Below are 25,696 nucleotides of genomic sequence, written 5' to 3'. Positions count from 1 at the left end.
CATGCCGCAAACCGCCATCCGCGCCGTCTACATGCGGGGAGGAACCAGCCGCGCGATCATGTTCCGCGCCGAGGACCTGCCCGCGGATCCGAAGCAACGCGACGCGATCTTCGCGCTCGCCATCGGCAGCCCCGATCCCGGCAAGCGCCAGCTGGATGGGCTGGGCGGCGGCATCTCGTCGCTCTCGAAGATCGCCATCATCGGCAAGCCGTCGCGGCCGGATGCCGACGTCGACTACACATTCGGGCAGGTGGCCGTCGACGCGCCGATCGTCCAGTACAAGGCCAACTGCGGGAACATCTCCTCGGCCGTCGGCCCGTTCGCGGTGGACGAAGGCCTGGTCGACGCGAGTGGCGACACGGCGACCGTGAGGATCCACAACACCAACACGAGCAAGGTCATCGTCGCGCGCTTCTCACTCGATGGCGGCAAGGCCGCGGTGGATGGCGATTTCGTCCTGCAGGGCGTGGCGGGCACCGGCTCTCCAATCCGCCTCGCATTTCTGGATCCGGGTGGTGCCGGCACCGGCAAGCTGCTGCCGACGGGCAACGCCCGCGACGTGCTCGATGTTCCCGGGCTTGGCAAGATCGAGGTGTCGTTCGTCGATGCCGCGAATCCCGTCGTGTTCGTTTCCGCGAAGGACGTCGGCCTGCAGGGCACCGAGCTGCCCGCGGACCTCGAGGCCGATGCCGCGATGATCGCGCGCTTCGAGGAGATCCGCGTCGCGTCGGCCGTGCGCATGGGCATCGTGAAGACCGCGGACGAGGCGCGCACGAAAGTCCGCAACATGCCGCAGGTCGGCATCCTCTCGACGCCGCGCGACAACCCGATGCTGAGCGGAAAGATCCTGCCCGCCTCGGACGTGCACATCACGGTGCGCTCGATCTCCGCGGGGCAGCCCCACCGCGCGTCTCCTCTCACCGGCGCGATGTGCCTCGCTTCCGCGATGCGCATTCCCGGAACGATCGCCGCCCAGCTCGCGCGCCTGCCCGAGGACCCGAACGCCGACCTGATGATCGGCCATCCCTCGGGGCGGCTGCCGGTCGCCGCCCGCGTCACCGGCGGCGCCACGCCGCATGTCGAAGAAGCCGTCGTCTATCGCACCGCGCGCCGCCTGATGGAAGGCTCGGTGCTCGTGCCGACGCGCCGCCTGGTCGCCGCATGAAGAACAACAACCCGTCCAAGGAGAAGAAATCCATGAACCCGATGCACCGCGCCCGCGTCCGGATCGCCCTCGCGATCGCCGCGCTCCTCGCCGCGCCTTCGCTCGCCCACGCCCAGGCCGCCGACTGGCCGAACAAGCCGGTGCGCATCGTCGTGCCGTTTGCGCCCGGCGGCGGCTCGGACTTCATCGCGCGCTACATCGCACGGCGCCTCTCGGAAGAGCTGAAGCAGCCGTTCATCGTGGAGAACAAGCCCGGGGCCGGCGGCAACATCGGCGCCGAGCAGGGCATCAAGTCGCCGCCCGACGGCTACACGCTCACCCTCATCGCCTCCAGCTACACGGTCAATCCCAGCGTCTACAAGATCAACTTCGATCCCGTCGCCGACATGACGCCGATCGTGCAGATCTCGCAGGGTCCGCTGCTGATCGTCGTCAATCCGAACGTCGCCGCGAAGACACTGGGCGAGCTGGTGGCGCTCGCGAAGGCCAAGCCCAACGAGATCTATTTCGCGAGCTCCGGCTCCGGCAGCATCGTCCACGCCGCGTCGGAGTACTTCAACCTGAAGGCCGGAACGAAGATGACGCACGTGCCCTACAAGGGCAGCGGCCCGGCGATGACCGACACGATCGCGGGGCAGACGCAGGTGTTCTTCAGCAGCGCGTCCACCGCGATGCCGCAGATCAACGCCGGGAAGCTGCGCGTGCTCGCGGTGACGACCTCGAAGCGCATTCCCGCGCTGCCGAACACGCCGACGGTGATCGAGGCGGGCGTGCCGGGCTACGACGTGACGCTGTGGCACGGCCTCATCGGGCCGAAGGGCATGCCGCCGGAGATCGTGAACAAGATCAACGCCGCGGTGGTGAAGGCCTTGAAGCTCAAGGAGACCGAGGACCAGCTCCAGAATGACGGCGTGGCGCCCGCCGGCGGAACCCCCCAGCAGTTCGGCACGACGATCAAGACCGAGATCGAGATGTGGCGCAAGGTCGTCGCCGACGCCAGCATCAAGGCCGACTGAACCACCGTCGCCCCCGCGAAAGCGGGGGCCCAGGTGGATTCCCGCCTACGCGGGAATGACGGTCATTTGCGAGACGGTCATTGGATGTGGTGCATCTTCCCGAGCTCCGCGGGCTTGCCGGTAATCCAGCCCTTCACCAGCTCGAAGAGCACCACGGGCTGCGGCTTGTCCACCTCGAGGAACATCGCCGAGTGGACCTCGACGCCGATCAGCACGATGCGCGGATCGTCCGGGGTGCCATGGCGCGAGTCGCCCTCGCGGCCGAACCACACCTTCCAGTCCTCGGCGAAAAGCTGCGCGATCGTGGCGCGGTCCTGCGTGACCGTGGCGATCCCGGAGACGGAAATCCATTCCCGCGTGCGGTCCTTGTAGTAGGCAAGGTTTACATGCGGGTCCTCGATCAGCTCGTCCAGCTTGTGGGTGGCGTTCGAGGTCACGAACCAGAGGTCGGCGCCCGGCGCGGCTTTCTGCGTGGACATCGCTCGCGAGACCAGGTGGCCGTCGCGGCGGCGCGTGGTCATCATCGCGACGTCGAGGTCCTCGATCATCTCGTACAGCTTGGCGATTTCGTCGGTCATTGCGATTCCCTTTCGTGTTCGTTGAGAGGTAGGCCCCCCGGACGGCGAAAGGTTCGCCACGGCATCGCTACTTGCCGTACTTCTTCTCCATGTCGCGCTGGTAGGCCTTCATCTCGGCGTCGCTCATCGAGTTGAACTCGGTGAGGGATTTGCCGGTCATGCCCTTCATGGCCGCGTCCATCTGCGCCTGCTGCTCGGGGTTCAGGCCCTGGAGCTGCGCCTTCGCGGCCGCATCGCCCTTCCCCGCACGCTGGATGACGGCCATCTTCTCGGCGTAGAGGCGCCTGGCCTCGGCGTCGGACTTGCCCTCCGCGGCCGGCCCCAGGTAGGCGCGGGCCGCCTTGAGCTCGGTATCGCTCCGGATGCGATCCATCTCGGCTTTCTTGCGCGCGCTCTCGGCGGCTTGCGCCTTGCGCTCCGCGGCGTCGCGCTTCTCGCGCGCTTCGTCCCAGTCGGCCAGGGCCGGGGGCACGGCCAGCGCCGCGAGCAGGACTACCAGGGGGAGCTTCCTCATCGTCGCCTCCAGTCGCGCCCGGAATGGGGGCGCTCACCGGATAGAACGAGATTGCGGCGGGAATCCCGCCAACGACCCCCGAAAGCTAGAGGATCAGCCGGCCGATCGTCCAGCCGAGCGCGGCGATCAGCGCGGAGGCCGGGATCGTGAAGATCCACGCCCATACGATGGTGCCCGCCAGGCCCCAGCGCACGGTGTTGATGTTGCGCGTGGAGCCGACGCCGACGATGGCACCGGTGATGGTGTGCGTGGTGGAGACCGGCACGCCCAGGAACGAGGCGAGGAAGAGCGTGATCGCCCCGCCCGTCTCGGCGCAGAAGCCATGGATGGGCTTCAGCTTCGTGATCTTCTGCCCCATCGTCTTCACGATGCGCCAGCCGCCGAACATCGTGCCCAGGGCGATGGCCACGTAGCAGGAGATCACCACCCAGTAGGGCACCTGCTCCTTGGCGCCCTCGACGTTCGCCGCGATCAGCACCAGCCAGATGATGCCGATGGTCTTCTGCGCGTCGTTGCCGCCGTGGCCGAGCGAATAGAGGCCGGCGGAGACGAGCTGCAGGCGCCGGAACCAGCGGTCCACCCGGGTGGGCGTCGACCGGCGCACGACCCAGGAAACCACCACGAGGAGCAGGCCTCCGAAGAGGAACCCCAGCGCCGGCGAGAGGAAGATGAAGAGGACGATCTTGCCGATGCCCGAGGTGATGATCGCGCCGAAGCCCACCTTCGCGGCCGCGGCCCCCACGAGGCCACCGATCAGCGCGTGCGACGAGGACGACGGAAGGCCCCACCACCACGTGATCCCGTTCCAGGCGATCGCGCCGCACAGCGCGCCGAAGATCACGTACTGGTCTACCACCGCGGGATCGACGATGCCCGTGCCCACCGTGGCGGCGACCTTGAGGTGGAAGATGAAGAGCGCGACGAAGTTGAAGAACGCGGCGAAGGCCACCGCGTGCTGCGGCCTGAGGACGCCGGTCGAGACGACCGTGGCGATCGAGTTCGCCGCGTCGTGGAAGCCGTTCATGAAGTCGAACGCCAGGGCCAGCACCACGAGCAGCACCAGCGTGCCGAGGCCGATCTCCAGTCCGCCCATGGCGGTCAGGAATTCTCGAGGACGATGCCCTCGGCCAGGTTCGCGAGGTCCATGCAGCGGTCGGTGATCTCCTCCAGCAGCTCGTAGATCGCCTTCATCTTGATGATCTCGCGCGCGTCCTGCTCCTCGCGGAAGAGGCGCGAGAGCGCCGAGCGCATCACGCGGTCGGCGTCGCTTTCCAGCCGGTCGATCTCCTCGCAGGTCTTCAGCAGCGCTTCCGACTGCTCGGGCTTGCCGATCAGGTTCACCACGTCCTTCACGCGCTCGCAGCACTTCACCGCGATGTCGGCCAGGCGCTCGGTCTCCGGCGTGATCCGCTTGATGTCGTAGAGCGTGATCGACTCGGCCGTGTCCTGCATCAGGTCGCAGATGTCGTCGAGGGTATTCACCAGGCCGTGGATCTGGTCGCGGTCGAGCGGGGTAATGAAAGTGGTATGCAGCAGGCGGATGGCTTCCTGCGTGATCCGGTCGGCGGCGTGCTCGGCCTCGTCGATGGCCTTCGCATACTTGTCGCGGTTCTCGAAGTCGCGCATCAGCTCCTGCAGGTGGCGCGCGGCGATCACCACTTGGTCCGCATGGGCGTTGAAGAGCTCGAAGTACCGCCCTTCCTGGGGGAGCAGCCGGCCGAACATGGGGTATCCCCGTGACTTGAGAGTGGCGCGAAGTATATAATGGCTGCACGAATTCCCCACCCCGATCCGGACATTTAGAACATGCGATCCCACGACCTCCCGGTCATTGCCTCCAGCGCGCTGCGCGGCGGCATTCGCATGGCCGCTTCGGCGTGGTTCGGGAATTCCGTCCTCCGCCGTCGTTGACCCCCTAGCCCGACAAGCCTCACGAGTGTCGCGCTGGATTCGCGACACAGGTCGCGCTATTGGACGAAGGACAAGAAGAACATGGCTTCCCTGATCAAATCGCTGCACCCCCGCCTGTGGTTCACGGGCCTCTGGCTCTCCTCGGACTTCCGCAAGCTCTGGGGCTCGCTCACGATCACCCACTTCGGCGGGCAGATCACCTTCCTGGCGCTGCCGCTCACGGCCGCCCTGCTGCTGGACGCGAGCCCGTTCGAGGTGGGCGTGCTCACGGCCCTCGAGGCGCTGCCCTTCCCGCTCTTCGGGCTGTTCGCGGGCGTCATCGTCGACCGCACGCCGAAGCTCCCGGTGATCATCGCGTCGGACGTCGGCCGCGGCCTGGCGCTGCTCGCGGTGCCGCTGTGCGCATGGTTCGGCGTGCTCTCGATGCCGGTCCTCTACACCGTGGGCTTCCTCGTGGGCACCGGGACGGTGCTGGGCTGGCCCGCGTACCAGGTGTTCATGACCGAGCGCGTCGGGCGCGAAAACCTCGTCGAGGCGAACGCGAAGATCGGCGTCGCGGATTCGGCCGCGCAGCTGGTCGGCCCCGGCCTGGCGGGCATCCTCATCCAGTGGCTGACGGCGCCGTTCGCGATCCTGCTCGACGCGTTCTCGTTCTTCTTCTCGGCGTGGATGCTGCGCGGCATCCCGCCGCGCGAGAGCGATGCGCCGAAGGTGAAGCGCAGCTCGGTGAAGGAGGAAATCCTCGAGGGCCTGCGCACGATCTGGCATAACCGCACGCTGCGGGCGCTCGTGTGGGTGCTGGGCACTTGGCAGGTCTTCCGCCACGCCTTCATCGCGATCGTGGTGCTCTTCTGCGCCCGGGAGCTCAACTTCTCCGCGGGGCACGTGGGCGCGCTCTTCATGCTGGCGGGCATCGGCTCGCTCGCCGCGGCCACGCTCACGGCGCGGCTGAACGCGCGCTTCGGCATGGGCCCGACGATGCTGACCGGCATCACCGGCACGGGTGTCGCCTGGCTCGTGATGGGTGCGGCGATGGGCCCCTACTGGCTCGCCTCGGCCGTCTTCGGGCTGGGGATGTTCCTGCTCGACCTGACGGCGATGGTGTTCTTCATCAACTACCTCACGCTACGCCAGGCGGTGACGCCCGACCGCCTGCTGGGGCGCGTGACGGCGACGATGATCTGCCTCACGGTGTCCACGGCGCCGCTGGGCGGGATCGCCGGCGGCTGGGTCGCGGACCACTACGGCCTCAGGTCGGCGATGATCGCCGCGGGCGTCGGTGCGCTGCTGCTGGGGGTGCTGGCGACGTGGCTCTCGCCGCTGGCGAAGATGCACGAGCTCCCGGGGCCGCCCCAGGAGCCCGCCGTCACCGAAAGCGTCGCCGAAGAGATGGCCGGCGACTGACGTTCGCTACCGGTTGATGGCGGTATCGCAGTCGCGGATGGCGTCTTCGACGTTGTTCATGAAGAGGCCCTGGCGATCGAGGTTGCGCATCCGGTAGCTGGAGGATGCGAGGTCCATCTGCGCCTCGCGCTGGCGGATCTCGGAGACCGGCTTCTTGACGCTGGCCTCGGTGGCGCTGGCGGTGGTGACCGGCGCGACCTTGCAGGTGGGCGTCGCCTGGGCGACCTGGACATCCTGGGTGGCGCAGCCGGCGGCGAGGGCCAGGGTTGCGGCGAGGGCGAAGGCGGTTTTCATGGCGGTCTCCTCGGGAAAGATGTGTCCATTCTACGATCGGACGGGGCTGGCCGGGACCCCGTTCCGTAATTGGTAACAAATCCGAATGGCCCGTCCGGTGCATCAAAGGGGGCATGGTAACGTTGGCCGCCCTCCCGGCGCCTGGAGAATTCGATGCAAGCGAACGAGACGCTGGTCGCGATCATCGGCATGGTCGTGACCTTCGGCCTGCCGGTGCTCCTCGTGGCCCTCATCCTCTGGTTCAAGCACCGCAAGCTGCGAATGACGCACGAGACGATCATGCGCCTCGCGGAGAAGGGGCTGCCCGTGCCGCCCGAGCTGGTCGCCCCGCCGCCGCGGGGCCAGACCGCGGCGCTGCGCGGGGGCCTCGTGCTGGTGGCCCTGGGGATCGCGTTCGGCTTCCTGTTCGAGGAGATGCGCGGCCCGTGGTCGGTCGGGCTGATCCCGGGGCTGATGGGCGTGGCGCTGCTCGTCGCGTGGGCGATCGAGCGGCGCGACTCGAAGGCGAACCCGCCCCGCTAGCCCGCTCGATGCCCCCGGCTGCGTCCGCGACGGACGCCGAGCTGATCCTCGCCGTCCTCGAGCGCGACGACCGCAACGCGTTCGCGCAGCTCGTGAACCGCCATCAATCGCGTGTGCGCACGGTGCTTCGCCGCCTCACCAAGGGCGACTTCGGGCTCGCCGACGACCTCGCGCAGGAGACGTTCGTCCTGGCGTGGAAGAACCTGCGCCACTTCCGCTTCGAGGCGCGCTTCTCGACGTGGATCTACCGCATCGCGTTCAACGCGTGGCAAAGCGAAGCCCGCAAGAAGCGCGAGGTGCTGCTGGACGATCCCGACAGTGTCGTGATGGCCGACGAATCGCAGGCCGACCTCCCCGACGCCGCCTCGATCATCGACCTCGAGCGCGCGCTGGCAACTTTGAGTGACGGCGAACGCGCGGCCATCGCGGCGTGCTACTACGGCGACCTCTCCCACGAGGAAGCCGCTCAGGCCCTCGGCATCCCGCTGGGCACCGTGAAGACCCATGTATTGAGAGCGAAGGCGAAGCTGCGCGCGCGGCTCGCCGGAAAGGACGCGGCATGAAGACGCTGGAACAACTCCTCCTCGAAGACGCCCAGGCCCCGCTGGCCGACGATTTCTTCACCGCCCGCGTGATGGGCGCACTGCCCCCGCCGAAGCCGCGCGCCTCGTGGTGGAAGGCGTTCCTGATCCTCGGCTCCACCGCATTGGGCGGCCTGCTCGCCGCGCTCTTCGCCCCCTCCGGCACCTCAGCGCTGCAGGGCGTGCTCGACCTCTCGGCTTCGCACTACCTCACGCCCAGCGCGCTCGCCGTGGTGGCTACAGCCATCACGATCGCCATCGCCGGAGCGGTGCTCGCCGCAGACGAATGAAGGACTGTGCACACGGCGTTTCCCTTTTCGTAAACATTCTGTTTATGAAAACGCTGGAGGTGGGTCGGTAACCTCCTACGCGGCAATCAGGACCCACCCCTCGCCGCAAGGGATCGGCGACGGCTGCCGTCCGCGAGCTGCTCGCGAAGACCGGCGTCGAATCGACGATCACCGTCCTCCCGTGGGACGAGGCGTACAAGAAGGCACAAACCAATGCCAACATGTGCATCTTCTCGACCGCGCGCGTCGAGGCGCGCGAGAAATTATTCAAGTGGTATGGCCCCATCGCCGACAACACGTGGGCGCTCTACGGCCTGCCTTCGTTCGACAAGAAGCTCGCCGCCGCGCGCGATGCCCGGTTCTACAAGATCGGCAGCGTGAAGAACGACGCGAAGGTGGAGTACATGCGCGCCGAAGGTGCCTCGAGCATTCGAGAGGCCGCCACCGATGCGGAGAACCCGAAGCGGCTCGCGTCGCCGAAGAGCGATCCAGACCACATCGACCTGTGGATCACGACGTCGGCCACCGCGAAGGATGTCGCCACAAAAGCGGGCGTGAAGGACCTGAAGGAAGTGCTTGTCGTGAAGCGGCAGCCGCTCTTCCTCGCCTGCAACCCTCGCACCGACAAGGCCCTGCTGGACAAGCTCGCGGGCGCCACGAAGAAATAAAAAAAGCGCCCTCCTCGGAGGGCGCTTTCGTTTCTGCGGATTACTTCCCTGCGGACTACTTCAGGAGGTGCGCGATGGCCGCGCGCTCTTCCTCGAGCTCCTTCTGCGTCGCCGCGATCTTCGCCTTGGCGAAGTCGTTGTGCTCGATGCCCTTCACGATCGTGTACTGCCCGTTCGCGGTCGTGCACGGATAGCCGAAGATGATGCCCTCGGGAATGCCGTAGCTGCCGTCCGACGGCACGCCCATCGACACCCACTCCGACGAGCCGAGCACCCAGTCGCGCACGTGGTCGATGGCCGCGTTCGCCGCCGAAGCCGCGGACGAAAGCCCGCGCGCGTCGATGATGGCCGCGCCGCGCTTCTGCACGGTCGGGATGAACGTGCCTTCGATCCAGGCCTGGTCGTTGATGGTCTGCGCGGCATTCTTGCCCGCGACTTCGGCATGGAAGACATCCGGATACTGCGTGGCCGAGTGGTTGCCCCAGATCGACATCTTCTTCACGTCGGTCACGGCCTTGCCGGTCTTCTGCGCGACCTGCGTGAGGGCGCGGTTGTGGTCGAGGCGCATCATCGCCGTGAACTGGGAAGGCTTCAGGCCTTTGGCGGCCTTCATCGCGATCAGCGCGTTGGTGTTCGCGGGGTTGCCCACGACCAGCACCTTCACGTCGCGCGAAGCCACCTCGCCGATCGCCTTGCCCTGCGGCACGAAGATCGCGCCGTTGGCTTCCAGCAGATCCTTCCGCTCCATGCCCGGGCCACGCGGGCGGGCACCGACCAGGAGGGCGACGTCCACGTCCTTGAACGCGACGTTCGCGTCCGACGTGCCCACCATCGACTGCAGCAGCGGGAAGGCGCAGTCGTCCAGCTCCATCATCACGCCCTTCAGCGCCTTCTGGGCCTTCTCGTCGGGGATCTCGAGGAGTTGCAGGATGACGGGTTGGTCCTTGCCGAGCATCTCGCCGCTGGCGATGCGGAACAGCAGGCTGTAGCCGATCTGGCCTGCGGCGCCGGTGACGGCGACGCGCATGGGCTTCTTCATGGTTTCTTTCTCCGAGGGGATAAAAAGCGCTGACGCGCCAATTATAAAAGACTAAGGCGAAAGGCGTCCTCCGCAGATAAACGGGGATAAACGCAGATAAGGAAAGGGCTCAGAACTCCCAGACGACTCGACGGTACTGAACACGGGCACGGCCGAAATTGAGAACGAGCCCTATGCATAGGTCCGTGGCGCGGAGATAGTTCAGGCATTGCTGAATATGAGTTTCCTCGAGACCGCCCGCTGCCTTTACCTCTAGAACCACACCGTCGACTATCAGGTCGGGGCAGTAGTCGCCCACGACCTTGTCCCGGTAACGAACTTCGACATGCGGCTGCTGGACAACACCCAGTCCACTCTCTGTCAGCTCTATCGCCAGTGCGTTCTCGTAGACCTTTTCAAGGAATCCGTGCGCACGCCAGCGCAGCCTCGGTGACCGCATTGAGTCTTTGCCTCTCTTCTTGGCTCTTCATCAGCGTTTATCCACGTTTATCTGCGGAGAACGCCTTTCGCCGGAATGGGTTTACGGGGCGTCAGCCCTTTTTCTTCTGCAGGGTGATCGCAAGGACGCCCGCCAGCACCAGCGCAGCGCCCGCAAGCTGGATCGCGGTGATCTGCTCGTCCAGGAACCAGTACCCCAGGAAGATCGTGGCGACCGGCCCCACCGCCCCGATCATCGCGGCATGGCTCGCCCCGATCCGGCGGATTCCCTCCGCGGTCAGCACGATGGGAATGACGGTGGACACCAGCGCCATCGTGAGCGACAGCCAGTAGACAGCCGTCGGCTGGTTGAAGAGCAGCGCTCCGTCGTTGGTAACGAAGAAGTGTCCCACCACGCCAACACACGAAACCAGCGCGGCATAGCAGGCGAATCTCATGCTGCCGAGACGCTCCACGTAGCGCCCGCTTCCGAGGAGGTATCCCGCGTAGAACAACGCGGAGAGGAATACCCAGAAGGCACCGAGCGCAACGTTGGATCCCGACAATGAAAAGTCGTGCGCCACGACGAGCGCGATTCCACCGTATGAAAGGGCAAGCGCGAGGATGTCGCGCCCCGTAACCTTCCGCTTGAAGAAGACCGCCGCCAGCAGCAGCACCATCGTGGGGTACAGGAACAAAACCAGCCGCTCGAGGGCCGCGGTGATGTACTGCAGGCCGATGAAGTCGAACAGGCTCGCGAGGTAGTAGCCCATCATCCCCAGCAGCACCACCGCGCGCCAATCGGGCCGGGTGAGCGGCATCACGTGCTCGCCGCGGGCCGACCACAGGCCGAGGGCGAGGAAGAACGGCGCGCTGATCAGCATGCGTAACGCGAGCAGCGTCACGGGGTCGACCCCGTGGCGGTAGGCGAGCTTGATGATGACGGCCTTGGCGGAGAAGGCGCAGGCGGCGACCGTGACCAGGGCCGCGCCCGTGAAGCGCGAAGAGGAACTCATTTCCTCTATTTTACGACTTCGGCTCCCAGGTCCCGGCGAAGCGGCCTGTCGGTTGCAGTTTCGCCTGGGCGAGCGAGTTGTCCGCGGCCATCAGCAGCGACTCGAGGCCGTTGGCGTCGCGCGGGTAGATCGCAAAGCCGAGTGCCGCGTGGACGGAGACGCCGGCGAACTCGAAGCGCATCGCCGCCGAGCAGCGTTGGGCGACGTCGTAGGCGGCCGCCTCGTTCGCGACACCGGTCTCGAGGATCGCGAACTCGTCGTCGCCGATCCGCGCGATCAGCGCACCCGGCACGGTCACGGTGACGCGGCGCCCCACCTCGGCGAGGATGCGGTCCGCCGCGGAGTGCCCGACCACGTGGTTCATGCGGCGGAAGTTGTCGATGTCCGCGACCATCAGCACGCCGAACTCGTCGGAGTCCGTGGCGCGCAGCCGCTGCACGGCGAGCCCGATGAAGCGCTCGCGGTTCGACAGGCCCGTCACCGGATCCTTGATCGCGTTCTGCTGCGCGTCGCCGATGCTGCCGAAGAGGATCTCGGCCACGGTCCGCCCGATGAAGCCCACGAGCCCGGTGATCAGCAGGAAATCGATCAGCGTCGGCCACGCGACCAGCGAGCCCAGCTCGCTGTTGGTGAGCCCGAGGAACTCGAGGATGAAGACCGCCGTCGCCGAGACCAGGGCCACCAGCGCCATGAAGAAGAACGTCTTGCGGGAAAGCAGCAGCGCGTTGAACAGCAGCACGCCCGCATAGGCGATGACCGCGTGGTCGTGCACGCCGAGCGGGCTGAGATAGAGCGTGAGCGTGACGACGGCCACCAGCACCGACGAGAGCAGCACCACTGCCGCCTCGTGCTGGCCGGCGCGTGCGAAGCCCCATGCGGAGATGCCGAGCGGCGCGGCGAGCGCGAACAGCACCGCGATGTCGCGATTCCCCAGCACCACGTTGAAGGTCGATCCGAGGATGAGCGCGGCGGTGACCGCGATCACCGCGATGCGCACGATGCGGCCCATCGGGCCGACCGGCGGTCGGCGGATGACCTGCGTGCTATCCATCAGGGTTGCACCCGGACCTGGAAGCTGACGGTTCCCGTACCGCTCGAGACGAGCGTTCCCGTGAAGGTCCACACGACGGTGCCCGAGCCGTTGACGGCCGGCTGCGTGGTGACGGAGCAGCCCGTCAGGTTGGCCGGCAGCGGACCGCCGCACGCGGCCGACAGGTACTGCGTGAAGGCCGGCGTGGCATCCGTGATCACGATGGTGTTCACCGTGCCGCCGCTCGTGTTCAGGTACGTCACCGTGTACTCGAGGACGTCGTTCGGGCGCGCGGTGTTGAGGGTGAGGGCACCCCCGCCCAGCGTCACGTTCCGCACGGTCTTCGAGAGCGTGAGGCCGGCGCCCGCGACCGGGCCCACCGTCGTGGTGTCGGTCCGGACGTACGTGGACGAGCCGTTGAACGTGGCCGTCACGCTGATCACGTTCTGCGCGTTGCCCGGCGCGGCACCCGGGATGTTGTCCTTCACGATGATGCAGACCTGGTCGCCCGGGTTCACCGCGATGGTGCCGGCGAGGATCGTCAGGCCTTCCGCCCCGTTCAGCGCGCCGCTGCAATCCGCGTCGCGGTAGATCTGCTGCGTCCAGCCCGGGACCGCCGGCGTGGCGACGTTGCCGGTCGAGAAGCCCACCGTGCCGGCGGCAGCCGCCGTGAACGTGTGCGCATAGAAGACCGAGGAGCCCGGCACGCCGGTTTGCATGCCGTCCGGCACGAAGGTGTTCACGCCCACGGCCACGACGATCGTGTAGTCCGAGGCGCCGTTGTCGGTGGCGAGCGCGGCCGGCTCGCCGCCGCCCGACACCACGGCTGCGTTGGTCACCGCCGGCAACGCGGTGGGGCCCACGGCGACGGTCAGCGTGATCGGCGCGCTGAAGCCGCCGGCCGGGATGCTGGTGGACGATGTGCAGGTCACGAGCGGCGGCGCGCTCACGCACGCCCAGCCCGTGCCCGTGGCGCTCACGAACGTGAGGCCGGCCGGCAGCGTGTCGACGACGGTGATGGTGCCGGTGGTCGCCAGCGTGCCCGCTGAGCTCGCGGCCGTGAGCGTGTAGACGCCGTTCGCGCCGACCGTGAAGTTGCCCACGTGCGTCTTCGCGAGAGTGAGGTTCGGCGCCTGCACCGTCGTCACGACCGTCGCGGAAGTGTTGTTCCCCGGCACCGGATCGGCGACGCCCACCGGCGGCGTGATCGTGGCCGTGTTGCTGAAGGTGCCCGCGCCCGGCGCCGTGCCGTTGATGGTGATCTGAACGGCCGCGCCCGCAGGCAGCGTGGTGACCGTGCCGCTCACCGTGTTGCCCACGACGTTCACCGTTCCGCACACCGCGCCGCCCGTGGGCGATCCGCAAATCGCGCTCACGCCCGTCACGACGGCCGGGACGACGTCGTTGAACGCCGTCAGGTTGGCCGAGTCCGGGCCCGCGTTGGAGATCACCAGCGTGTAGGCGATCGGGGCGCCCGTCGAGATCGTGGCCGGGCCCGCCTTGGTGATGGAGACGTCCGCCACGGCGGTCACCGTGAGCGAGGCGTTGGCCGCCGCGAGGTTCGTGCCCGCGGTGGTGGCGAGCGCGCCCGCCGCGATGGTGTTCGCGTAGATGCCCGCGGTCGGGGCCTGGACGTCGATCTGGAACGTGCACGAGCCGCCGGCCGGCACCGTGCCGCCCGTGAGGGTGACGCTGCCCGCGGTCGAGCCGACCGTGCCGCCGGTACACGTCGTCGAAGTGTTCGGCGTCGGCGCGCGCACCATCGTGCCGGGCGTCGTCGGGAAGGTGTCGGTCACGCTCGTCACCGTGATCGGCACGGTGTTGGCGTTGTTGATCGTCACGAGCAGCGTCGAGATCCCGCCCGAGGCGATCGTGGACGGCGTGAAGGACTTCGAGAGGGTCGGGCGCGTCGCCGTCACGTCCACGCAGGCGCTCGCCATGCCCGTGGTCGAGAGGTTCGCGAGGCCGGTGATGTTGGCGATGGCGTTCGTGTTGTTGGCTGCCGGGCACGTGGCCACGGTCGGCGTCGTCGACGGCGTGATCGGCACCGTGATCGTGCAGCTCGTGCCCGTCAGCTGGCGGTTCGTGACCGTGATCGTGTTGGTGCCCGCGGTCGCCGTGACGGTGCCGCCCGAGCAGGTGCCGCCCACCGCGCCGCTGCCGACCACGAGGCCGCTGGAGAGCGTGTCGACGAAGCTGAAGGTCGAGGTCGGGTTGCCCGCGGGCTGCGAGATCGTGAAGGTGAGCGTGGTGGTCGCCCCGAGCGCGACGGTCGTCGGGCTGAACGCCTTGGCGAGCGTGGGCGTGGCGGAGACCACCGAGAGGCACTGGTCGGTCACGCCGTTGGTCGTGCGGGCGATGCCGGTGATTTGCGCGGCGCCGTTCGTGTTGGCTGCGTTGCCCGGGCATGTGGCCGTGGACGGCGTGCCCGACGGCGACACGTTCACGGAGATCGTGCAGCTCGCCTGCGCGGCGTTCATGGACGCGCCGGTCACGGTGATGGTGTTGCTGCCGCCGGTAGCCGTCACCACGCCCGCACCGCTCGGGCAGTTGCTCGCGATACCCGGCGTGGCGGCCACGGCGAGGCCCGAGGGCAGCGTGTCGGTGAAGTTGATCCCGCTCTGCGCCGGGTTGCCCGTACCGTTGGTGAGCGTGAACGTGAGCACGCTCGGCGTGCCGCCCACCGTGATGCTGGTGGGTGCGAAGGCTTTCGTGAGCGTGGCCTGGCGGACGTTCAATGTCTGGTTGGTGACGCCGTTGAGGAGGCCGGTGATCGAGGTCACCTGGGCCGAGCCGTTCACGTACGCGCCGGCGGTAGTGGACGTCACCGTGACCGTCACCGTGCAGCTCGAGGCGCCGGCCGCGACGTTGAGGCCGCTCGCCGTGAAGACACCCGTGTTGTTCACGGCCGTGAAGGCCGGCGTGCCCGTACACGTGGTCGTCGGAACCGGCGGGTTGGCGATGACGAGGCCGGCCGGGAAGGTATCGGTGAACGCGACGCCGGTGCGCGCCGGGGCGCCCGCCGGGTTCGCGATCGTGAAGGTGAGCGAGGTCTGCTGGCCCACGCCGATGTCGCTGGCACCGAAGGCCTTGGTGAGCGTCGGCTGGGCCTGCACGGTGAGCTGCGCGTTGATGCCGCTCACGTCCAGGCGCGTGACGGCCGAGAAGTTGGCCGTCGCGTTGGTGTACACCCCCGGCGTGGCGGAGGTCACGTCCACGCGGAACTCGCAGCTCGCCACACCCGCGTTCATGGCAACGCCGGAGATCGTGTTCGGCGGCGTCAGCGTGAACACCGGGGCGGCCAGCGCGCCGCCCGCCGGGCAGTTGGAGAGCGCGTTCGGCGTGCCGGCGACGGTGACGCCGGCCGGCAGCGTGTCGGTGAAGCCCATGCCCGACTGCGCCGGGTTGCCCGTGCCGTTGGTGAACGTGAAGACGAGCGTGCTGGTGCCGCCCGCGTTGATCGTGGCCGGGACGAAGGCCTTGTTGAGCGTCACCTGGCGCACGTTCAGCGTCTGGTTGGTGACGCCGTTGTTCAGGCCCGTGATCGAGGTGACCTGCGCCGAACCGTTCACGTAGGCGCCGGCGGTGGCCGACGTCACCATGACCGTCACCGTGCAGCTCGAGGCTCCGGCCGCGACGTTGAGGCCGCTCGCCGTGAACACGCCCGTATTGTTGAGCGCGGTGAAGGCCGGAGTGCCCGCGCACGTGGTCGTCGGCACCGGCGGATTCGCGATGACCAGGCCCGCCGGGAACGTATCCGTGAACGCGACACCGGTGCGCGCCGGGGCGCCCGCCGGGTTGGTGATCGTGAACGTGAGCGCCGTGGTCTGCCCCACTCCGATGTCCGTGGCGCCGAAGGCCTTGGTCAGTGTCGGCAGTGCGTTCGCCGTGAGGGTCGACGGCGTCACGCTGTTGGTGACACGCGCCAGCGCCGACATGTTGGTCGAGTCGTTGGTGTACGCGCCCGCGGCCGCGGCCGAGACCGTCACGCGCACGTCGCAGCTCGCCACCGTGCTGCTCATCGAGAGGCCGGTGACCGCGATGGTGTTGGTGCCGCCGGTGGCCGTCACCGTGAAGCCTGGCACCGCGAAGCCGCCGCCCGCCGGGCAGTTGGTCTGCACGTTCGGCGTGGCGCCCACGAGCACGCCGGCCGGCAGCGTGTCGGTGAAGTTGATGCCCGTTTGCGCGGGGTTGTTCGTGCCGTTGGTGACCGTGAAGGTCAGCACCGAGGAGCCGCCCACGTTGATGGAGGTCGGGACGAAGGCCTTGTTGAGGCTCGCCTGGCGCACGTTCAGCGTCTGGTTGGTGACGCCGTTGTTCATGCCGGTGATCGAGGTCACCTGCGCCAAGCCGTTCACATAGGCGCCGGCGGTCGGGGACGTGACCGTCACCGTGACCGTGCAGCTCGAGGCGCCGGCCGCGGCGTTGAGGCCGCTCACCGTGAAGACGCCTGTGTTGTTGACGGCCGTGAACGCCGGCGTGCCGGCACACGTGGTCGTGGGCACGGGCGGATTCGCGATGACCAGGCCCGCCGGGAAGGTGTCGGTGAACGCGAGGCCCGTGCGTGCCGGAGCGGCCGCCGGATTCGTGATCGTGAACGTGAGCGAGGTCTGCTGGCCCACGCCAATGTCGGTGGCGCCGAAGGCCTTGGTGAGCGTCGGCAGCGCGTTGACCGTCAGCGTGGAGGCCGTGACGCCGTTCGTGAGGCGCGCCAGCGCCGACATGTTGGTCGAATCGTTGGTGTAGCTGCCCGCGGCGGCCGCCGACACGTTCACCCTCACCTGGCAGCTCGCGACGGCGCCCGTCATCGAGAGCCCGCTGACCGCGATGGTGTTGGTGCCGCCGGTGGCCGTGACCGTGAAGCCCGGGGCCGCGAAGCCGCCGCCCGCCGGGCAGTTGGTCTGCACGTTCGGCGTGCCGCCCACGAGAACACCTGCGGGCAGCGTATCCGTGAAGTTGATGCCGCCCTGCGCGGGGTTGTTCGTGCCGTTCGTGATCGTGAAGGTCAGCACCGACGTTCCGGCCACGTCGATCGAGGTCGGGACGAAGGCCTTGTTCAGGCTCGCCTGGCGCACGTTCAGCGTCTGGTTGGTGACGCCGTTGTTCATGCCGGTGATGGAAGTCACCTGGGCCGAGCCGTTCACGTACGCGCCAGCCGTGGCCGACATCACCGTGACCGTCACGGTGCAGCTCGAGGCCCCGGCCGCGACGTTGAGGCCGCTCGCCGTGAAGACACCCGTGTTGTTGAGCGCGGTGAACGCCGGCGTGCCGGTACACGTGGTCGTGGGCACGGGCGGATTCGCGATGACCAGGCCGACCGGGAACGTATCCGTAAATGCGACACCGGTGCGCGCCGGGGCGCCCGCCGGGTTGGCAATCGTGAAGGTGAGCGCCGTGGTCTGCCCCACCCCGAGATCCGTCGCACCGAACGCCTTGGTCAGCGTGGGCAGCGAATTCACCGTCAGGGTCGACGGCGTCACGCTGTTGGTGACGCGCGCCAGGGCCGACATATTGCCGGAGTTGTTCGTGTACGAGCCTGTCGCCGCCGCGGAGACGTTCACGCGCACGTCGCACGAGGCCACCGTGCTGCTCATCGAGAGGCCCGTCACCGCGATCGTGTTGGTCCCGCCCGTCGCCGTCACCGTGAAGCCCGGCGCCGCGAAGCCGCCACCGGCCGGGCAGTTGGTCTGCACGTTCGGCGTGCCGCCGACCAGCACGCCGGCCGGGAGCGTGTCCGTGAAGTCGATGCCGGATTGGGCCGGGTTGTTCGTGCCGTTGGTGATCGTGAAGGTCAGCACCGACGTGCCGCCGACGTCGATCGTGGTCGGAACGAATGCTTTATTGAGCGAGGCCTGGCGAACGTTGAGCGTCTGGTTGGTGACGCCGTTGTTCATCCCGGTGATGGAAGTCACCTGCGCCGCACCGTTGACGTAGGCCGCCGCCGTGGCCGAGGTCACGGTCACGGTGACGGTGCAGCTCGAGGCGCCGGCCGCGACGTTGAGGCCGCTTGCCGTGAACACGCCCGTGTTGTTGAGCGCGGTGAATGCCGGGGTGCCCGTACACGTGGTCGTCGGGACCGGCGGATTGGCAATCACCAGGCCAGCCGGGAAGGTGTCCGTGAACGCGAGGCCGGTGCGAGCCGGAGCCGCCGCCGGGTTCGTGATCGTGAACGTCAGCGCGGTCGTCTGCCCCACGCCGAGGTCGGCCGCACCGAACGCCTTCGTGAGCGTGGGCAGCGCATTGGCCGTGAGGGTCGACGGCGTCACGCCATTCGTGACGCGCGCCAGCGCGGACATGTTGGTGGAGTCGTTGATGTACGCGCCCGCGGCCGCCGCCGAGACGTTCACCCTCACCTCGCAGCTCGCCACGGCGCCGGTCATCGAAAGGCCCGTGACCGCGATGGTGTTCGTGCCGCCCGTGGCCGTGACCGTGAAGCCCGGGGCGGCGAAGCCGCCGCCCGCCGGGCAGTTCGTCTGCACGTTGGGCGTCGCACCGACCAGCACACCCGCTGGCAGCGTGTCCGTGAAGTTGATGCCGCTCTGGGCCGGGTTGTTCGTGCCGTTGGTGATCGTGAAGGTGAGCACCGAGGTGCCGGCAACATCGATCGTCGTCGGGACGAAGGCCTTGTTGAGGCTCGCCTGGCGGACGTTGAGCGTCTGGTTGGTGACGCCGTTGTTGAGGCCCGTGATCGAGGTCACCTGCGCGGATCCGTTCACGTAGGCCGCGGCCGTGGCCGAGGTCACCGTGACCGTCACCGTGCAGCTCGAGGCGCCGGCCGCGACGTTGAGGCCGCTCGCCGTGAAGACACCGGTGTTGTTCACGGCCGTGAAGGCCGGCGTGCCGGTACACGTCGTGGTCGGCACCGGCGGGTTCGCGATGACGAGGCCGGCCGGGAAGGTATCGGTAAAGGCCACCCCCGTGCGCGCCGGAGCGCCCGCCGGGTTCGTGATCGTGAAGGTGAGCGCGGTCTGCTGGCCCACGCCGATGTCGGTGGCGCCGAAGGCCTTGGTGAGCGTCGGCAGCGCGTTGACCGTAAGCGTGGACGGCGAGACGCCGTTCGTGACGCGGGCCAGGGCCGACATGTTGGTGGAGTCGTTGGTGTACGCGCCCGCGGCCGCGGCCGAGACGTTCACGCGCACCTCGCAACTGGCCACCGTGCTGCTCATGGAGAGCCCGCTGACCGCGATGGTGTTGGTGCCGCCGGTGGCCGTGACCGTGAAGCCCGGGGCCGCGAAGCCCCCACCGGCCGGGCAGTTCGTCTGCACGTTCGGGGTGCCGCCGACCAGCACGCCCGCCGGCAGCGTATCCGTGAAGTTGATGCCGGTTTGCGCCGGATTGTTGGTGCCGTTCGTGACCGTGAAGGTCAGCACCGAGGTGCCGCCGACGTTGATGTTCGTCGGGACGAACGCCTTGTTGAGCGAAGCCTGGCGCACGTTCAGCGTCTGGTTCGTGACGCCGTTGTTCATGCCCGTGATCGAGGTGACTTGCGCCGCGCCGTTCACGTAGGCGCCGGCGGTCGAGGACGTCACCGTCACCGTGACCGTGCAGCTCGAGGCGCCCGCCGCGACGTTGAGGCCGCTCGCCGTGAAGGCGCCCGTGTTGTTGAGCGCGGTGAACGCCGGGGTGCCGGTACACGTCGTGGTGGGCACCGGCGGGTTGCTGATGACCAGGCCGGCCGGGAACGTATCGGTAAACGCGACGCCCGTGCGTGCCGGAGCACCCGCGGGATTGCTGATCGTGAAGGTGAGCGCCGTGGTCTGCCCCACCCCGATGTCCGTGGCCCCGAAGGCCTTCGTGAGCGTCGGCAGCGCGTTGACCGTGAGCGTGGACGGCGTAACGCCGTTGGTCACGCGCGCGAGGGCCGACATGTTGCCCGAGTTGTTTGTGTACGAGCCCGCCGCGGCCGCGGAGACGTTCACGCGCACGTCGCACGAAGCCACCGTGCTGCTCATCGTGAGGCCCGTGACCGCGATCGAGTTCGTGCCGCCGGTCGCCGTGACCGTGAAGCCCGGCGCCGCGAAGCCGCCGCCCGCCGGGCAGTTGGTCTGGACGTTCGGCGTGCCACCCACCAGGACACCGGCCGGCAGCGTATCCGTGAAGTTGATGCCGCTCTGGGCCGGGTTGTTCGTGCCGTTGGTGATCGTGAAGGTCAGCACCGACGTGCCGGCAACATCGATGGTCGTCGGCACGAACGCCTTGTTGAGCGATGCCTGGCGGACGTTCAACGTCTGGTTGGTGACGCCGTTGTTCATGCCGGTGATCGAAGTCACCTGCGCCGCGCCGTTCACATACGCAGCGGCGGTGGCCGAGGTGACCGTCACGGTGACCGTGCAGCTCGAGGCGCCGGCCGCGGCGTTGAGCCCGCTCACCGTGAAGACGCCCGTGTTGTTGAGCGCAGTGAAGGCCGGTGTACCCGTACACGTGGTCGTCGGGACCGGCGGGTTGGCGATGACGAGACCGACCGGGAACGTGTCCGTGAATGCGAGGCCCGTACGCGCCGGAGCCGCAGCCGGGTTCGCGATCGTGAAGGTGAGCGCCGTGGTCTGCCCCACCCCGATGTCCGTGGCACCGAACGCCTTGGTCAGCGTCGGGAGGGCATTGGCCGTGAGGGTGGATGGCGTCACGCCGTTCGTCACGCGCGCCAGCGCCGACATGTTGGTGGAATCGTTGGTGTACGCGCCCGCCGTGGCCGCGGAGACGTTCACGCGCACGTCGCACGAAGCGACCGTGCTGCTCATCGAGAGCCCGGACACCGCGATCGAGTTCGTGCCGCCCGTGGCCGTCACCGTGAAGCCCGGGGCCGCGAAGCCGCCGCCCGCCGGGCAGTTGGTCTGGACGTTCGGCGTGCCGCCGACCAGCACGCCGGCCGGCAGCGTGTCGGTGAAGTTGATGCCCGACTGCGCCGGGTTGTTGGTGCCGTTGGTGATCGTGAAGGTCAGCACCGAGGTGCCGCCCACGTCGATCGTCGTCGGAATGAAGGCCTTGTTGAGCGAGGCCTGGCGAACGTTCAACGTCTGGTTGGTGACACCGTTGTTCATCCCGGTGATGGCAGTCACCTGGGCGGAGCCGTTCACGTACGCACCGGCCGTGGCCGACGTGACCGTCACGGTGACCGTGCAGCTCGACGCTCCGGCCGCGACGTTGAGGCCGCTCGCGGTGAAGACACCCGTGTTGTTGAGCGCGGTGAATGCCGGGGTGCCGGTACACGTCGTCGTCGGCACCGGCGGGTTGGCGATGATGAGGCCGGCCGGGAACGTATCCGTGAACGCGACGCCGGTGCGCGCCGGAGCGGCCGCCGGGTTCGTGATGGTGAAGGTGAGCGAGGTCTGCTGGCCCACGCCGATGTCGGTCGCACCGAACGCCTTGGTCAGCGTCGGCAGCGCCTGCACCGTCAACGTGGAGGCCGTGACGCCGTTCGTGATCCGCGCCAGGGCCGACATGTTGGCCGTGTCGTTGGTGTACGAGCCCGCCGTCGCCGCCGAGACGTTGACGCGCACCTGGCAGCTCGCCACGGCGCCGGTCATCGACAGGCCCGTGACCGCGATCGTGTTGGCGTTGGCTGCAGCCGTGACGGTGAAGCCCGGAGCCGCGAAGCCACCGCCCGCCGGGCAGTTGGTCTGGACGTTCGGCGTGCCGCCCACCAGCACGCCCGCCGGCAGCGTGTCCGTGAAGTTGATGCCCGTTTGAGCCGGGTTGTTCGTGCCGTTGGTGATCGTGAAGGTCAGCACCGAGGTGCCGGCCACGTCGATCGTCGTCGGAACGAAGGCCTTGTTGAGCGAGGCCTGGCGCACGTTGAGGGTCTGGTTCGTGACGCCGTTCACGAGCCCGCCGATGGCCGTGATCTGCGCGGCGCCGTTCACGTACGCGGCCGCGACCGTGGAAGTCACCGTGGCCGTCACCGTGCAGGAGGCCGCGCCCGCGGCGACGCCGATGCCGCTCAAGGTGAACACACCCGTGTTGTTGAGGGCCGTGAACACCGGCGTGCCGGTACACGTCGTGGTCGGCACCGGCGGATTCGCCAGCACGAGGTTCGTGGGCAGCGTGTCGGTGAACGAGAGGCCCGTGCGCACCGGGGCGCCCGCCGGGTTCGTGATCGTGAACGTGAGCGAGGTCTGCTGGCCCACGCCGATGTCGGTGGCGCCGAAGGCCTTGGTGAGGACCGGCAGCGCCTGCACCGTGAGGGTCGAGCCCGTCACGCCGTTCGTGATGCGCGCCAGGGCCGACATGTTGGCCGTGTCGTTGGTGTACGAGCCGGCGGTCGCCGCGGAGACGTTCACGCGTACCTGGCAGCTCGCCACGGCGCCGGTCATCGACAGGCCCGTGACCGCGATCGAGTTGGTGTTGGCCGCGGCCGTGACGGTGAAGCCCGGAGCCGCGAAGCCGCCGCCCGCCGGGCAGTTCGTCTGCACGTTGGGCGTGCCGCCCACCAGCACGCCGGCCGGCAGCGTATCCGTGAAGTTGATGCCCGACTGCGCCGGATTGTTGGTGCCATTCGTGATCGTGAAGGTCAGCACCGAGGTGCCGCCCGCATCGATGGTGGTCGGGACGAATGCTTTGTTCAGGCTCGCCTGGCGCACGTTCAGCGTCTGGTTCGTGACGCCGTTGAGCATTCCGGTAATGGAAGTGACCTGGGCCGAGCCGTTCACGTAGGCACCGGCGGTGGCCGAGGTCACGGTCACGGTGACGGTGCAGCTCGAGGCGCCGGCCGCCACGTTGAGGCCGCTTGCCGTGAACACGCCCGTGTTGTTGAGCGCAGTGAACGCCGGCGTGCCCGTACACGTGGTCGTCGGCACCGGCGGGTTGGCGATGACGAGGCCGACCGGGAAGGTATCCGTGAACGCGAGGCCCGTGCGAGCCGGAGCCGCCGCCGGGTTCGTGATCGTGAAGGTGAGCGCCGTCTGCTGGCCCACGCCGATGTCGGTGGCACCGAAGGCCTTGGTGAGCGTCGGCAATGCCTGCACGGTCAACGTCGACGGCGTCACGCTGTTGGTGACGCGAGCCAGGGCCGACATGTTGCCGGAGTTGTTCGTGTACGAACCCGCGGTGGCGGCCGAGACGTTCACGCGCACGTCGCACGTGGCGACCGTGCTGTTCATCGTGAGGCCGGTGACCGCGATCGAGTTGGTGCCGCCCGTGGCGGTGACCGTGAAGCCCGGAGCGGCGAACGTACCGCCGCCCGCCGGGCAGTTGGTCTGCACGTTCGGCGTACCGCCGACCAGCACGCCCGCCGGCAGCGTGTCGGTGAAGTTGATGCCACCCTGCGACGGGTTGTTGGTTCCGTTCGTGACCGTGAAGGTCAGCACTGAGGTGCCGCCCTGGTCGATCGTGGTCGGGACGAAGGCCTTGTTCAGGCTCGCCTGGCGCACGTTCAACGTCTGGTTCGTGACGCCGTTCAGCATCCCGGTGATCGAGGTCACCTGGGCGGATCCGTTGATGTACGCGGCGGCCGTGGCCGAGGTCACCGTGACCGTCACCGTGCAGCTCGAGGCGCCTGCCGCGACGTTGAGGCCGCTTGCCGTGAACACGCCCGTGTTGTTGAGCGCAGTGAACGCCGGCGTGCCCGTACACGTGGTCGTCGGCACCGGCGGGTTGGCAATCACCAGGCCCGCCGGGAAGGTATCGGTGAAGGCGAGGCCGGTGCGCGCCGGAGCCGCCGCCGGGTTCGTGATCGTGAAGGTGAGCGCGGTGGTCTGCCCCACCCCGATGTCGGCCGCGCCGAAGGCCTTGGTCAGCGTCGGCAGGGCCTGCACGGTGAGCGTCGACGGCGTCACGCTGTTGGTGACACGCGCCAGGGCCGACATGTTGCCGGAGTTGTTGGTGTACGAACCCGCGGCCGCGGCCGAGACGTTCACGCGCACGTCGCACGTAGCGACCGTGCTGTTCATCGTGAGGCCGGTCACCGCGATCGAATTCGTGCCACCCGTCGCCGTCACCGTGAAGCCCGGCACCGCGAAGGTGCCACCGCCGGCCGGGCAGTTGGTCTGTACATTCGGGGTGCCACCCACCAGCACGCCCGCGGGCAGCGTGTCGGTGAAGTTGATGCCGCCCTGCGACGGGTTGTTGGTTCCGTTGGTGACCGTGAACGTGAGGACCGAGGTGCCACCCTGGTCGATCGTCGTCGGTACGAACGCCTTGTTGAGCGACGCCTGGCGCACGTTCAGCGTCTGGTTCGTGACGCCGTTCAGCATCCCGGTGATCGAGGTCACCTGGGCGGATCCGTTCACGTACGCGGCGGCCGTGGCCGAGGTCACGGTGACGGTCACCGTGCAGCTCGAGGCGCCGGCTGCGACGTTGAGGCCGCTTGCCGTGAACACGCCCGTGTTGTTGACCGCGGTGAACACCGGCGTACCGGTACACGTCGTGGTCGGAACCGGCGGATTGGCGATGACGAGGCCGGCCGGGAAGGTATCCGTGAACGCGAGGCCGGTGCGCGCCGGGGCCGCCGCCGGGTTCGTGATCGTGAAGGTGAGCGCCGTCTGCTGGCCGACGCCGATGTCCGCCGCGCCGAAGGCCTTGGTGAGCGTCGGGAGCGCCAGCGCCGTCAGCGTCGAGGCGGTCACGCTGTTGGTGATGCGCGTGAGGCCCGACATGTTGGCCGTGTCGTTGGTGTAGCTGCCCGCGGCCGCCGCCGAGACGTTCACCCTCACCTCGCAGCTCGCGACGCCGGCCGTCATCGACAGGCCCGAGACCGCGATCGAGTTGGTGTTGGCCGCGGCCGTGACGGTGAAGCCCGGAGCCGCGAAGCCCGCGCCCGCCGGGCAATTCGTCTGCACGTTCGGGGTGGCGCCGACCAGCACGCCCGCGGGCAGCGTGTCGGTGAACGCGACGCCCGACTCGGCCGGGTTGCCGGTGCCGTTGGTGATCGTGAACGTGAGGACCGACGTGCCGCCCTGGTCGATCGACGTCGGGACGAACGCCTTGTTCAGGCTCGGCTGCACGACCGTGATCGTCTGCAGCGTGACGCCGTTGTTGGCGCCCGTGATCGCCGTGATGTCGGCCGTGGTGTTGTTCCTGGCGCCCAGCGTCGTGCCGCGCACCGTGAGCGTGATCACGCACGTGGCCCCGGCCGCGACCGAGATCGTGTTCGCCGTGAAGGGCTGCGTGTTGTCCACCGCCGTGAAGCCCGGCGTGCCGCACGCGGTGGAGGTCACGACCGGCGGGTTGGCGATGACGAGGCCGGCCTGCAGCGTGTCCGTGAACGAGATGCCGGTGCGAGCCAGTGCGCCCGTGCCGGTATTCGCGATCGAGAAG

At 68.3% G+C, this 25,696-nt stretch carries 17 protein-coding genes (1 of these 17 running past the window's edge); 7 read left to right on the top strand and 10 right to left on the bottom strand.

Translation table 11 applies throughout. From position 1 onward, the window contains the following. Position 1: 1 nt before the first annotated feature. Both DSM104443_RS09225 and DSM104443_RS09220 read left to right on the top strand, forming a co-directional pair. Positions 2-1,165 carry a 2-methylaconitate cis-trans isomerase PrpF family protein gene (locus DSM104443_RS09225; RefSeq protein WP_171091525.1) on the top strand — a complete coding sequence of 388 codons (1,164 nt, stop codon included), beginning with the start codon at positions 2-4 and terminating at the stop codon, positions 1,163-1,165. Beyond that, entirely contained in the window at positions 1,162-2,181 is a 1,020-nt protein-coding gene (locus DSM104443_RS09220) for a tripartite tricarboxylate transporter substrate binding protein (RefSeq protein WP_171091523.1), read from the top strand. The genes DSM104443_RS09225 and DSM104443_RS09220 overlap by 4 nt, the downstream gene beginning before the upstream one ends. A gap of 77 nt (positions 2,182-2,258) precedes the next feature. Here DSM104443_RS09220 and DSM104443_RS09215 read toward each other — a convergent pair whose 3' ends face one another. The 4 genes from DSM104443_RS09215 to DSM104443_RS09200 form a co-directional block, all read right to left on the bottom strand. Continuing rightward, the gene (locus tag DSM104443_RS09215; RefSeq protein ID WP_171091521.1) at positions 2,259-2,759 is read right to left on the bottom strand and encodes a pyridoxamine 5'-phosphate oxidase family protein; all 501 of its coding nucleotides are present in this window, start codon (positions 2,757-2,759) and stop codon (positions 2,259-2,261) included. Positions 2,760-2,826: 67 nt separating this feature from the next. Next, positions 2,827-3,273, bottom strand: coding sequence for a hypothetical protein (locus DSM104443_RS09210; RefSeq protein ID WP_171091518.1), 447 nt, complete (start codon positions 3,271-3,273; stop codon positions 2,827-2,829). Between the two features lie 85 nt (positions 3,274-3,358). Beyond that, the gene (locus DSM104443_RS09205) at positions 3,359-4,366 is read right to left on the bottom strand and encodes an inorganic phosphate transporter (RefSeq protein WP_171091516.1); all 1,008 of its coding nucleotides are present in this window, start codon (positions 4,364-4,366) and stop codon (positions 3,359-3,361) included. A gap of 5 nt (positions 4,367-4,371) precedes the next feature. Continuing rightward, positions 4,372-4,998 carry a DUF47 domain-containing protein gene (locus DSM104443_RS09200; protein ID WP_171091514.1) on the bottom strand — a complete coding sequence of 209 codons (627 nt, stop codon included), beginning with the start codon at positions 4,996-4,998 and terminating at the stop codon, positions 4,372-4,374. 267 nt (positions 4,999-5,265) lie between these two features. Here DSM104443_RS09200 and DSM104443_RS09195 point away from each other — a divergent pair, with 267 nt between their 5' ends. Then, the gene (locus tag DSM104443_RS09195) at positions 5,266-6,588 is read left to right on the top strand and encodes an MFS transporter (protein ID WP_171091512.1); all 1,323 of its coding nucleotides are present in this window, start codon (positions 5,266-5,268) and stop codon (positions 6,586-6,588) included. 6 nt (positions 6,589-6,594) lie between these two features. Here DSM104443_RS09195 and DSM104443_RS09190 read toward each other — a convergent pair whose 3' ends face one another. Continuing rightward, positions 6,595-6,882: a hypothetical protein gene (locus DSM104443_RS09190; RefSeq protein WP_171091510.1), complete on the bottom strand. Its 288-nt coding sequence runs from the start codon at positions 6,880-6,882 to the stop codon at positions 6,595-6,597. Between the two features lie 153 nt (positions 6,883-7,035). On the opposite strand from DSM104443_RS09190, the gene DSM104443_RS09185 reads away from it, so the two are divergent. From DSM104443_RS09185 to DSM104443_RS09170, 4 genes are all read left to right on the top strand, one after another. Further along, positions 7,036-7,404 (top strand): DUF6249 domain-containing protein, encoded by a 369-nt coding sequence (locus DSM104443_RS09185; RefSeq protein WP_171091508.1) that lies wholly within the window; start codon positions 7,036-7,038, stop codon positions 7,402-7,404. An 8-nt stretch (positions 7,405-7,412) separates the two neighbouring features. After that, complete coding sequence (locus DSM104443_RS09180) at positions 7,413-7,967, top strand: RNA polymerase sigma factor (protein ID WP_171091506.1); 555 nt, start codon at positions 7,413-7,415, stop codon at positions 7,965-7,967. Continuing rightward, a complete protein-coding gene (locus DSM104443_RS09175) occupies positions 7,964-8,275 on the top strand; it encodes a hypothetical protein (RefSeq protein WP_171091504.1) in 312 nt (103 codons plus the stop codon). Before DSM104443_RS09180 ends, DSM104443_RS09175 begins: the two co-directional genes overlap by 4 nt. 221 nt (positions 8,276-8,496) lie before the next feature. Further along, positions 8,497-8,943: a hypothetical protein gene (locus tag DSM104443_RS09170; protein ID WP_246232749.1), complete on the top strand. Its 447-nt coding sequence runs from the start codon at positions 8,497-8,499 to the stop codon at positions 8,941-8,943. Positions 8,944-8,998: 55 nt separating this feature from the next. On the opposite strand, the gene DSM104443_RS09165 is transcribed toward DSM104443_RS09170, so the two are convergent. The 5 genes from DSM104443_RS09165 to DSM104443_RS09145 form a co-directional block, all read right to left on the bottom strand. Continuing rightward, positions 8,999-9,982 (bottom strand): malate dehydrogenase, encoded by a 984-nt coding sequence (locus DSM104443_RS09165; protein ID WP_171091502.1) that lies wholly within the window; start codon positions 9,980-9,982, stop codon positions 8,999-9,001. Positions 9,983-10,091: 109 nt separating this feature from the next. Then, positions 10,092-10,421: a GxxExxY protein gene (locus DSM104443_RS22170; RefSeq protein ID WP_171091500.1), complete on the bottom strand. Its 330-nt coding sequence runs from the start codon at positions 10,419-10,421 to the stop codon at positions 10,092-10,094. 91 nt (positions 10,422-10,512) lie between these two features. Continuing rightward, positions 10,513-11,415 carry a DMT family transporter gene (locus DSM104443_RS09155; protein WP_171091498.1) on the bottom strand — a complete coding sequence of 301 codons (903 nt, stop codon included), beginning with the start codon at positions 11,413-11,415 and terminating at the stop codon, positions 10,513-10,515. A gap of 10 nt (positions 11,416-11,425) precedes the next feature. After that, complete coding sequence (locus DSM104443_RS09150) at positions 11,426-12,466, bottom strand: GGDEF domain-containing protein (protein WP_171091496.1); 1,041 nt, start codon at positions 12,464-12,466, stop codon at positions 11,426-11,428. Then, positions 12,466-25,696: the 3' portion of a DUF7933 domain-containing protein gene (locus DSM104443_RS09145; protein ID WP_171091494.1), read on the bottom strand. It continues 9,740 nt past the right edge of the window; only the last 13,231 of its 22,971 coding nucleotides appear in the window; the start codon falls outside the window, past its right edge; the stop codon is at positions 12,466-12,468. Before DSM104443_RS09145 ends, DSM104443_RS09150 begins: the two co-directional genes overlap by 1 nt.

Origin of the sequence: Usitatibacter rugosus, from assembly GCF_013003965.1 — a bacterium.
Taxonomy (GTDB): Bacteria; Pseudomonadota; Gammaproteobacteria; order Burkholderiales; family Usitatibacteraceae; genus Usitatibacter; species Usitatibacter rugosus.
This window is presented reverse-complemented; position numbering and strand designations above follow the sequence as displayed.

Bases quoted from the DNA above. Each gene is read 5' to 3' on its own strand.
- DSM104443_RS09225 (WP_171091525.1), top strand. From the start codon at position 2: ATGCCGCAAACCGCCATCCGCGCCGTCTACATGCGGGGAGGAACCAGC.
- DSM104443_RS09220 (WP_171091523.1), top strand. From the start codon at position 1,162: ATGAAGAACAACAACCCGTCCAAGGAGAAGAAATCCATGAACCCGATG.
- DSM104443_RS09215 (WP_171091521.1), bottom strand. From the start codon at position 2,759: ATGACCGACGAAATCGCCAAGCTGTACGAGATGATCGAGGACCTCGAC.
- DSM104443_RS09210 (WP_171091518.1), bottom strand. From the start codon at position 3,273: ATGAGGAAGCTCCCCCTGGTAGTCCTGCTCGCGGCGCTGGCCGTGCCC.
- DSM104443_RS09205 (WP_171091516.1), bottom strand. From the start codon at position 4,366: ATGGGCGGACTGGAGATCGGCCTCGGCACGCTGGTGCTGCTCGTGGTG.
- DSM104443_RS09200 (WP_171091514.1), bottom strand. From the start codon at position 4,998: ATGTTCGGCCGGCTGCTCCCCCAGGAAGGGCGGTACTTCGAGCTCTTC.
- DSM104443_RS09195 (WP_171091512.1), top strand. From the start codon at position 5,266: ATGGCTTCCCTGATCAAATCGCTGCACCCCCGCCTGTGGTTCACGGGC.
- DSM104443_RS09190 (WP_171091510.1), bottom strand. From the start codon at position 6,882: ATGAAAACCGCCTTCGCCCTCGCCGCAACCCTGGCCCTCGCCGCCGGC.
- DSM104443_RS09185 (WP_171091508.1), top strand. From the start codon at position 7,036: ATGCAAGCGAACGAGACGCTGGTCGCGATCATCGGCATGGTCGTGACC.
- DSM104443_RS09180 (WP_171091506.1), top strand. From the start codon at position 7,413: ATGCCCCCGGCTGCGTCCGCGACGGACGCCGAGCTGATCCTCGCCGTC.
- DSM104443_RS09175 (WP_171091504.1), top strand. From the start codon at position 7,964: ATGAAGACGCTGGAACAACTCCTCCTCGAAGACGCCCAGGCCCCGCTG.
- DSM104443_RS09170 (WP_246232749.1), top strand. From the start codon at position 8,497: ATGTGCATCTTCTCGACCGCGCGCGTCGAGGCGCGCGAGAAATTATTC.
- DSM104443_RS09165 (WP_171091502.1), bottom strand. From the start codon at position 9,982: ATGAAGAAGCCCATGCGCGTCGCCGTCACCGGCGCCGCAGGCCAGATC.
- DSM104443_RS22170 (WP_171091500.1), bottom strand. From the start codon at position 10,421: ATGCGGTCACCGAGGCTGCGCTGGCGTGCGCACGGATTCCTTGAAAAG.
- DSM104443_RS09155 (WP_171091498.1), bottom strand. From the start codon at position 11,415: ATGAGTTCCTCTTCGCGCTTCACGGGCGCGGCCCTGGTCACGGTCGCC.
- DSM104443_RS09150 (WP_171091496.1), bottom strand. From the start codon at position 12,466: ATGGATAGCACGCAGGTCATCCGCCGACCGCCGGTCGGCCCGATGGGC.